Source organism: Bittarella massiliensis (ex Durand et al. 2017), assembly GCF_017566145.1.
Classification (GTDB): Bacteria; Bacillota; Clostridia; order Oscillospirales; family Ruminococcaceae; genus Bittarella; species Bittarella massiliensis_A.
The window spans coordinates 1-213 of the sequence record NZ_JABFCL010000334.1; the positions used below are offsets into that span (position 1 = coordinate 1).

1 pseudogene is annotated in these 213 nt (G+C 50.2%); it reads left to right on the forward strand.

The window, feature by feature from the left end:
• Positions 1-177 (forward strand): annotated as a pseudogene (locus HJY11_RS14560) (serine--tRNA ligase); the annotation flags it as partial.
• Between the last annotated feature and the right edge of the window lie 36 nt (positions 178-213).

Consider the following 213-nt stretch of genomic DNA (forward strand, 5'->3'; position numbering starts at 1 on the left):
CGCGACACTAAATCCAAACCGGAATTCGTACATACCCTGAATGGTTCAGGTGTGGCGGTAGGACGTACTGTTGCCGCTATTCTCGAGAATTACCAGCAGGCAGACGGCAGCGTTATCGTGCCGAAAGTCCTGCGGCCTTATATGGGCTGCGACGTTATCGAAGCGCCTAAAAAATAAGTAGTTTTTGCAAACCCCTGCTTTTAATAAGCGGGG